At 43.9% G+C, this 9,793-nt stretch carries 7 protein-coding genes; 4 read left to right on the forward strand and 3 right to left on the reverse strand.

Annotation, left to right across the window (positions count from 1 at the left end; translation table 11 throughout):
- Nucleotides 1-259 precede the first annotated feature (259 nt).
- On the forward strand, nucleotides 260-577 hold the full coding sequence (gene fliE / locus NC856_RS16235; RefSeq protein WP_264091488.1) for a flagellar hook-basal body complex protein FliE: 318 nt from the start codon (nucleotides 260-262) through the stop codon (nucleotides 575-577).
- Nucleotides 578-776: 199 nt separating this feature from the next.
- Here fliE and fliT read toward each other — a convergent pair whose 3' ends face one another.
- The 3 genes from fliT to fliD are packed head-to-tail and all read right to left on the reverse strand — an operon-like array spanning nucleotide 777 to nucleotide 2,978.
- Nucleotides 777-1,145, reverse strand: coding sequence for a flagella biosynthesis regulatory protein FliT (gene fliT, locus NC856_RS16240; RefSeq protein ID WP_264091489.1), 369 nt, complete (start codon nucleotides 1,143-1,145; stop codon nucleotides 777-779).
- Between the two features lie 2 nt (nucleotides 1,146-1,147).
- Nucleotides 1,148-1,561, reverse strand: coding sequence for a flagellar export chaperone FliS (gene fliS, locus NC856_RS16245; protein ID WP_264091490.1), 414 nt, complete (start codon nucleotides 1,559-1,561; stop codon nucleotides 1,148-1,150).
- 16 nt (nucleotides 1,562-1,577) lie between these two features.
- The gene (gene fliD, locus NC856_RS16250) at nucleotides 1,578-2,978 is read right to left on the reverse strand and encodes a flagellar filament capping protein FliD (protein ID WP_264091491.1); all 1,401 of its coding nucleotides are present in this window, start codon (nucleotides 2,976-2,978) and stop codon (nucleotides 1,578-1,580) included.
- A gap of 302 nt (nucleotides 2,979-3,280) precedes the next feature.
- On the opposite strand from fliD, the gene NC856_RS16255 reads away from it, so the two are divergent.
- The 3 genes from NC856_RS16255 to NC856_RS16265 all read left to right on the forward strand — a co-directional run bounded on the left by NC856_RS16255 (nucleotide 3,281) and on the right by NC856_RS16265 (nucleotide 9,649).
- A complete protein-coding gene (locus NC856_RS16255) occupies nucleotides 3,281-4,138 on the forward strand; it encodes a flagellin domain-containing protein (protein WP_264091492.1) in 858 nt (285 codons plus the stop codon).
- A 159-nt stretch (nucleotides 4,139-4,297) separates the two neighbouring features.
- Entirely contained in the window at nucleotides 4,298-7,993 is a 3,696-nt protein-coding gene (locus tag NC856_RS16260) for a glycosyltransferase (RefSeq protein WP_264091493.1), read from the forward strand.
- Between the two features lie 180 nt (nucleotides 7,994-8,173).
- Nucleotides 8,174-9,649, forward strand: a complete 1,476-nt coding sequence (locus NC856_RS16265; protein ID WP_264091494.1) for a class I SAM-dependent methyltransferase — start codon at nucleotides 8,174-8,176, stop codon at nucleotides 9,647-9,649.
- Nucleotides 9,650-9,793: the final 144 nt, after the last annotated feature.

The raw sequence follows: 9,793 nt of genomic DNA on the forward strand, positions 1-9,793 counted from the left end.
AGACTTAACGTTGTGACGTGACAAAACAGAACTCCCTCATTGCGCAATCAATAAAACATTCGCCCGTATTTATCGGCATGTCATTATTTTACGTAAACGAAAAATCGATGGGTCGATAAGGTGACATTTTTAACGCTAATTACGCCATTTAGTTGCGCCTGGCTATGGTAGGGTTATTGCCGTGTAATAGCATGCTGTGGCGTTGTTGTTGTGAGTCAGGTTGTTGTGACCAAGGGTTATGACGAATAAGTGAGGTGTTATGTCAGTTCAAGGTATTGAAGGCGTATTACAGCAGATGCAGGTTACCGCGCTGCAAGCTTCTAATAATACACCCAGCGCCAGACCGACTATCGAGCCGGGGTTTGCGAGCGAATTGAAATCCGCTATCGATAAGATCAGCGACACGCAACAGTCGGCGCGGACGCAGGCCCAAAATTTCACGATGGGCGTTCCCGGCGTCGCGTTGAATGATGTGATGGTGGATCTGCAAAAATCATCCATTTCTATGCAAATGGGGATTCAGGTCAGAAACAAGCTGGTGTCTGCCTATCAGGAAGTGATGAATATGTCGGTGTGATGTGCCGCCGACGTCTATATATCGACTTATACCGGTAAATTTATTCCGTTACTGTCATTATTCGTCATTTTTCGCAGATGGACGATGCCCGTTTGGGACAGTAAAAACGAAAAGTCAGTGGCTGATAATCGCCCCTGGCTTTTCGTGTAATAAACAGGGAGTAAACAACCGCTGCTCAATAAAGGGTTATCGGTACGGATTAATTACCATTTGTACCATCGGGATGCCAATTGCGTGTGGCGAATTCATTGTAGGCGATGTTGGCGTTTTGTTGTGCGACGGTTCGCTTCATCAATGTGCTCAATTCATCCATTCTTTTTTGCAGCAGTTCCTTCACTTTCGATTCGGTATCAATGATTTCCTGCAAAATTTCACGAAAGTGTAATCGCATCACGCTATCGATGTTATCTGGAATAGGATGTTTAGTCAGATTTTCCACCGTCTGAATATAGACAATCTCCAACTCGACCAACTCATCCCATAAACCGTTTGATGCCAATCCCAGAATTTTTCGGCTGAGAAACTGAAGTTGCTGATAATCTTTTAGAAGCTGATGGAGATTGTCCATTGCTACACGTCCTGAGCCGATTGCAATTGATATTTGGGACCGATCTGGCGCCAGGCGTCGGCAATATTTTCCAGAAGCGCTTCAACTTCTTCAATAAACTCAATGTTGTTATGAAGATTGGCGAGCATCAGGCGCTGTGTCATATAATCGTAAAGCGCCGCAAGATTCTCGGTCAATTCGCCGCCTTTCTCCATATCCAATCCGGTTTTCAGGCCGTTTGAGATAATGTCGATGGCTTTTGACAAGGCCGCGCCTTTACCTTGAATATCCCCTTGCTGCATAAGAATACGCGCGCGCACCATTGCGCTACGCGCGCCATCGAACAGCATGACGATTAACTGATGCGGACTGGCGCTCATTACCGCGCTTTCCAGACCCACTCGGGCATAGGCCTGGCTGCCTTTCATGTTATACATCAATGCTCCTTTTCATTTAGCTGCTGCTGGTTGAACTGAACTGCTGTGTCAGATAGCTTAAGGTGTTGTTGTTCTGCGACAAAAGCGAGTCCAGCTTGGTGAATTGAGTCTGATAACGGGCAATCATGGCTTCGATAGCGGCTTCGGCCTGAGTATATTGAGTATTCAGCTTTTTCAACGTGGCATTGATGCCGTCTTCTTTGGTCTTCAGCACGCCATCCGTCGTATCCAGCACATTTTGCAGATAGCTGCGGACTTGTGTGGCCAGACCGGTTTCCTCACTGTCGCCGACGAAAAACGCTTTGACGTTGCCCGGCTCTTCCTTCAGCGCTTTTTCCAGATTCGTGTTATTGATTTCCAGCTTGCCGGTTTGGTAATTCTGGGTGATCCCCAGATCCGCCATAATGCTGAAATCACCGCTTTCGCTTTGAACCGATGTCAGGTAGCTTCTCAGTTGACTTTGAATACCGCGCACCGTGCTATCGCCAATCAACGACCCGTTGCTGCTGCTCTGTTCTTCTCCGGCCTCAACCGCAGTGTATTTGGTTTGGGCGGAGATAACGTCCAACACCGAGTTATAGGCGTTTACCCAAGCGGTAATGGCGTCTTTCATGCCGGTAATATCCTGGGAGATATCCAGCGTTTCCGGCTTGCCTTCTGTGGTGGTGGTCTTCAACGTCAGAGTGACGCCTTCCAATGCGTCATCAATGGTGTTGCTCTGGCGTTCGATCTCAATGCCATTAATGGAGATCAAAGCGTTTTGCGCCGCCACCTGCTGAGTGAAATTACCCAACGTTCCGCTGCTGTCTTCCACGGTTATCGCTGATTCAGTGCCGGTATCTTTTGCTGTCAGCATCAAATAGTAGTTGTTGTCGTTTGCCTTGATTACGCTGGCGCTCACCCCGCCTTCAGACTTATTGATGGCATCGCGCACATCATTCAGCGACGTTTCGCCGCCGGTAAGGGCTATTTCGAGTTTCTCGCCATTGGCCTGAGTGATGGTCAGCTTGCCGTCGGCGCTTCCCAGTGCGTTGGTCGCGCTGTTATGGGTAGCAGAAAGAATGGAGTGCGCCTGGGCGAGTTGGCTGACGCCGACGCTATAGTTACCCGCTACCGCTTTACTGTCCGTTGTGGCGCTTAACGCGGTATTGGTGCTTTTAACCGCGGTATTATTGATGGCGTCAATTGAGCCTGAAGTAATGCCGAAAGATTCCGACTTGGCCAACGCATTGTTGGCGGTGTTCAGCTTATCAAGGGCGCTTTTAAGCGCGCTGACTCCGCTAAGTTGCGATTTATAGCTGGTTTGCTGATTGGCGATAGGCGTCAGGCGTGTTTGTTCTTCCACCGTCTGAATATTGGTGATCAGTGTACTCAAATCCAGGCCGGAACCGACCCCCAAAGATGAAATATTTGCCATGACAAGATCCTTATCCTGTTAGCGAGAAAGTTACAAGACAGATTATCGGCTGATTGTTTCTGAAGTTTAGAATAATTATTTGATAAATCGGGAACGATAAATATAGATGTATACCATACCGTATTGGCGTGCCGCGCAATCGCCCAAATAAGCAGATAAAAGGCAGTCTATAAGAACAATGTTGCAGTTTTGGATAAAAAAAAATTAAAGCTTCCCAAAAGCATTCCGATAAACATTAGCGACGGGGATGAACCCGTGGGTCTAACCCGAAACCTACACTTACTGATTAAGGAATCGCTATTATGGCAGTAATCAATACTAACATTATGTCTCTGACTACTCAGAACAACCTGAACAAATCTCAGTCTTCTCTGGGTACCGCTATCGAACGTCTGTCTTCCGGCTTGCGTATCAACAGCGCTAAAGACGACGCTGCCGGCCAGGCGATTGCCAACCGTATGACCGCTCAGGTTAAAGGTCTGACTCAGGCGGCCCGTAACGCCAATGACGGTATTTCTCTGGCCCAGACTGCTGAAGGTAGCCTGAGCGAAATCAACAACAACCTGCAACGTATTCGTGAACTTGCGGTGCAGGCGGCTAACGACACTAACACGACAACTGACCGTCAATCCATTGAAACGGAAATGAATGCACGTTTGTCTGAAATCGATCGTGTTGCTAACTCTTCTAAATTCAACGGAACATCTTTGCTGGACGGTTCAGTTAGCGGTGGCATCAATATTCAGGTTGGCGCTAACAGTGGCGCTACAGAAGTGATTACCATCACTAGCGGTTCTTTGATCAACGCTAGCTCCAGCGGTAGTGTGATGAGCGGTGTTTCTAGTGCAATTAGTGGTGCAGGTGTTAGTGGCAGCACCTCCGGTGCGCAGGCGCTTATTGATGCTGTTGACCAAGCGCTGGCTTCTGTAGATACCGCGCGTAGCAACCTGGGTGCGATTCAAAACCGCTTTGAATCCACTATCACTAACCTGAATAACACGGTTAACAACCTGTCTTCTGCCCGCAGCCGTATCGAAGATGCGGATTACGCGACGGAGGTCTCGAATATGAGTCGAGCCCAGATCCTGCAACAGGCTGGTACATCTGTGCTGTCTCAGGCCAATCAGGTACCTCAGACCGTTCTGTCTTTGCTGCAATAATCAAGCGAAACAGATTCTCTTATCTAACCCGGCCATGTGCCGGGTTTTTTTATGGTGTAATAAAGAGTGCAATTATACGATTTATTGGTGGGTTAATTTTTCCTTCTTTTATTAAAATGATTAAATCTAGAATGTTATCTCCGACAGAGTATTCCGCCTATGCCTCGCGTTTTCATCAGTACCCTTCAGCTTATCGATTTTCAGGATGCAGAGCTGGCAACGCTGGATTTGATCGGCGCATTTATTGATCAGAACTGGCAGGTTGATGTTTACTGTCATCGATATAGTGATGAAGTTAGGTTAGAAGTGGAAAGGCGTTATGCCGATCTGCCGTTACTGATTACCGATGATGAAACGTATGACTTTTCTGTCGATTATGATTTGCTATGGCTGCAATATACCTCTGCAAACACTAGCATACTGCGGCGGTTACTGAATGGCGGGATATATGCGAATTTCATCGTGAATCATCTGTCATTGCAAAGCAACGAAGAAATGCCGCCCGATGTTCAGTTGGAAAATCGTGTTGCCGATCTTGCCTTGGTGACCATTAATCGACTGCCTGTTTTTTTACATGACAATGGCATTGTTTCTTCACTTGGAACTGCATTTCCTTCCCCTGTACCGGACAACCAATTTCGAATTGCCGCTACGCCTCCATCGAATAGGCTGAGCAAGGTGTTGGTTGTTGCTAATGAGTTGAATCCTGTTCTGGAGACTTTGCCGGATGTGCTGGCTGATGCCGGGGTGAATTGCGAGCAAGTGAACAGTGAGCAGGTCATACGGCAACCGAATATTTTTCAAGACTATGATGTCGTGGTGGCTACGGGGCGAATGGCCCAATATGCCCTTTGCGCAGGCGTGCCGGTTTATCTATATCGGGATGATCGCCAATTCCTAGGGTATGTTTGCTCTGAGATATTGGAGAATAGTGTCTTTCGTAGCGAAAGTGTCAGAAATAAAAATCTGACATCTTTTGATCTGGCAGATGAGTTAGTCAAAGGATACTCCCAGGCGGCAAACTATGTGGCGCAACGCCTGAGTTTTTATGAGTCTCATTGGCGGCTATCTTCAAGTCTAGAGTCGTTATTATCGGCACTTCCCCCTAAAAAATGTAAAACGATAACCGAGCAGGAATTACAACATTTAGAACTGCATAACCTGACGTTGCGTGACAAGGTCAAGCCAGGTTATTCGGTAGATAAATGGCTGAGTGAACGCCAGATAACGCCTGCGCGCAGCGCACTATTGCAGGCATATATTCATAATACCCCTGAACTGGGAAATGTTGCTGTCATAGTAATTGATGATAGTGACCCCTCCGCGAACGAACGCGGTATTGCCGCGTCGCTTGGCAGTCTGCAAGAACAGTTATATGAACCACAAGAGGTGTATGTCATCACACGCCATCCGGTAGCAACGGTGGAAGACGATGGCATCGTCTGGATGTCTGACCGGGCTGAACTAATGGGTAAGTTAAACCAACTGATAGCACGGTCTTCGGCTTCTTTTTTGCTGGTGCTGACTGCTGGAGCTCGTCTGTTGCCGCATATGCTATTGTTATTAGCTGAGTACCGTTTGCGATTTCCCGAAGCTAGCGCCTTTTATTTTGATGAAGCGGTATTGAACGATGGCAAAGCGCAAAACCCTATTCTGAAGCCTAAATGTAATATCGATATGTTGCGTAGTCACCCCTATGTCGGTCAAAACCTGGCGCTGGATATCCAACGTTTACGTCAATTGGGCGGTGTATGTACCGAATATCAACAGTTAGGTTTGCTGGATGTTCTCTATCAATTGATAGAACAAGAAGGGCCACAGGCTATAGGTCATATACCGGAAGTCGTCGTTTATGCGGAACAGGCGTTATATGAGTGGGTGAAGAGTGACGCGGTAGCAAATGATTATCCAAAACTCGTGCATCGCCATTTGCAGCGTTGTCATATAGCAGCGACGGTTGTGGAAGGAGCGAAACGAGGATTCCTCAATATAAATTATCAGCATGATGTTCAGCCTTTCGTGTCGATCATTATTCCTACTCGAGATCATTTGCCGCTGCTCAGCCGGTGTATTGAAACGTTGATGGAAAAAACTCATTACACGCGGTATGAATTGCTGATCGTGGATAACGATTCCTCTGAGCCTGATGCTTGTCAGTACTTATCACATTTGGCCGCCATGAAGCTACCGAATGTCCGGGTATTGAAGTGGCCTCATTCTTTCAATTTTTCAGCGATCAATAACTATGCAGCGGAACAGGCTAGTGGAGAGGTTTTGCTGTTTCTTAATAACGATACCGAGATTGTTGACGGCCAGTGGTTGAACGCCATGTTGCAGCATGCTCTTCGACCTGAAGTCGGTATTGTCGGTGCAAGGTTGGAGTTCAGTGACGGTCGGATCCAACACGGCGGCATTGCGCTAGGCTTAAATGATCATGCGGGCATCGTTTTTCAGGGTGCGGCCGCATCAGCATCTGGCTATATGAACCGTTTACAAACAACGCATAATGTTAGTGCCGTAAGCGCCGCTTGCATGATGATGCGCCGTGACGTTTTTAACGAATTGGGCGGATACGACACTGAACATTTCCCTTTGTATTTCGGCGATGTAGATCTCGGTATCAAAGCGCGGCAGCATGGATACTTGGTGGTATGGGCTGCGGAAGCGAGAGTGGTACATCTGGGGGGAGCATCTCGTTTATTACAAAAATTTGAAATGACGCCGTTACCTCAAAAATTGGATGTAGATCTGCTTTACCAGCAATGGCTTCCCCAACTGATAGATGATCCCTGTTACCATCCTGCCTATAGCAAATATGCGCCAGGATTTACGCTGGTACCCGAAATGGCGCGTTGTCAGCTTCCATTGCCTGGGCGTCCATTGCCGGTGATACTGGGGATGCATGCCGATTGGTTTGGATGCGGGCATTATCGAGTCATTCATCCATTCAACGCGTTAGAGCGTGAGTTTCATGTTGAAGGTGGGCTGATTTCACCTTTATCGGGGGTACTGGATTTAAGACACATCGAACCTGATGTCACGGTTGTACAGAGAGCTTCGACTAAAAGTATTTCTGAGTATTTAAAGAAATATCAGAAATACTCACACTCGCAAATTGTGCTCGAGTATGACGACTACTTGCCTAACGTTCCTTTAAAATCAATACATAGAAAGGATTTTTCTCAGTCTGTTATTGGTGGACTGCGTCGTTGTATAGAAGTAGCAGACTGGCTCGTAGTATCAACAGTGCCGTTGGCTGAAGAACTCTCAAAGTTTCACCAGGATATTCGTATTGCTCAGAATCGACTGAATCCTCTTTGGTGGAGGAATCTGCATAGTCAGCGTCGGGTTGGAAAGAAAATACGCATTGGTTGGGCGGGAGGGAGTAGTCATTCCGGAGATTTAGATATTTTACGACCAGTGATAAAAGCCCTGGAAAATGAAGTTGAATGGATTTTTATGGGAATGAAACCTGATGGTGTTAAATGTGAATTTCATGCTGGTGTGCCAATCGAGTTTTATCCACAAAAAATAGCGAGCTTAAATCTAGATTTGGCCTTGGTTCCGTTAGAGTATAACCAGTTTAATGTGTGTAAGAGTAACCTACGATTATTAGAGTTAGGGGCATGTGGTATTCCTGTTATTTGTACGGATATAGAACCTTATCGGTGTGATTTGCCAGTTACCCTCGTCAACAATCGTTTTAAAGACTGGATGGAAGCTATTCGTTCTCACTTGGCCGATATGGATGCGACAGCCAGATTAGGCGATGAGTTGCGTGAGGCTGTTTTAAAACATTGGATGTTAGAAGAAAGCGGATTAAACGATTGGTTGCATGCATGGTTACCACGATAAAAACTCTATTATATCCAGGCGGTTCACCATGAAAGCTATTTCATGTGTAACAGTTTTATAGTAAGCAGAGGAACCAGAATAGCGCATTTATGATATATAATATTTTACAACTTTAATTGTTTTTGAATGTTGTTTTATAAAAATAGCAGTGTAATTAATCTAAAATGAGGTGTGTGAATTATGAGTGAAAATATAGCAATCAATATAGTATTGATGCAAAAAATGAGTAGTTCTAGTGTGGCTAACCCTCATTTTTTAGCATTTTTAGATGTTGCCTTGTTTTATAAATATCAGTTTGAAAAATTAGGGAAGATAGTTACTATTACTAAAAATAGGCTAAGGTTCGATGCGATAAATATAATTTTTGGTGCAAATGATATTATTCCTGCTGGCTGGGAAAATTATCATTGCTTATTTGTAAATCTTGAGCAGTTATCAAAAGGTGGGTTTCATGTTGAAGAAGAATATAAAGAATTGCAAAAAAAAGTTCAATTTATAGATTACAGCACAATTAATATAAAAGAATATAGTGATAATCTTTACGATGTAATCTATGCACCTTTAGGATATGCTCCATATTTAAGAAAAGAGTTTATTCCTATTGAGGAAAGGGAAATTGATGTTCTATTTATTGGGACAATGAATGAAAAAAGAAAGAAGATATTAGATCTGATTGAATCTAATGGTGTTAATGTAAGTGTCTTTAGTAGTCCACTATATGGTCCTGAAAGAGATTACTTTATACAAAATTCAAAATGCGTGTTTAATTGTCACTATTATGATTCGGCAATTTTTGAAGAAACAAGAGCATTTAATTCTTTGTCTATTGGAACTCCATTTATTTCTTTACTTGATGATAATGAAAGTATCCCACAGGATTATAATGATAGTGTGTTTTTCATCAAAGAAGATGAATTGATTGGTTTCTTTACAAATAAAATAAAAACTAAAGAGTTTTATGAGGAGAGTTATGCTAAGCTTGATCGCTTTAAATTGAAAGATACATCTGACTTCTATAATAATATTATAACAATTGCGGAAGAAATGATTCGTCAAAAGAAATTTAGCAATATTTCTGAAAAAATAAATAAAATACATATAGGCTCAGGCAAAGATTATAGGGCAGGATGGATTAATATAGATATATCTGATGCAGCATTGCCAGATATTATTTTAGATCTGAGTGGTGAACATTCTTGGCCCGTAAAACTGAAATCTCCTTTTTTAGGTGATGTAACAATAAAAAAAGAATCATATGATTTTATCTATGCAAATAACGTTCTAGAGCATGTACCCAATCTTGTTGGAATGATGAGTAATTGTCTTGATCTTCTAAAAGTTGGCGGCCGCTTTCTTATCGAAGTACCTTATGAAAAGTCTGTTGCTGCATGGCAGGATCCAACTCATGTGCGAGCGATGAATGCTAATTCATGGATATATTATACAGAGTGGTTTTGGTATTTAGGTTGGTTTGAGTATAAATTCATAATGAAAGAATCTTGTTTTTTAGATATGAATTTATCAGAGTGTCAGGAAAGTAATGCAGCATTTATGCGTGTCTTATTGGAGAAAGCACCATCGACATTTCATGAGAAATGTGTAGCAAGAGCTATGCAGGCTAATATGGGCGGAATTGGCGACTCTTTTGTGTACTGATTTTATTAATTTAGACTAAGTTTGGCAGTTATTGAATTTCTTATATTGGTAACTGTCAACTCAAGTCGAGACTGTAATTTAAATTGTGTAATTGTCTGTTTTTGATATGTTCACTCCAACAACGGAGACAGGCAAACGATGGAC

It is taken from the genome of Brenneria izbisi (genome assembly GCF_025840185.1).
Lineage (GTDB): Bacteria > Pseudomonadota > Gammaproteobacteria > Enterobacterales > Enterobacteriaceae > Brenneria > Brenneria izbisi.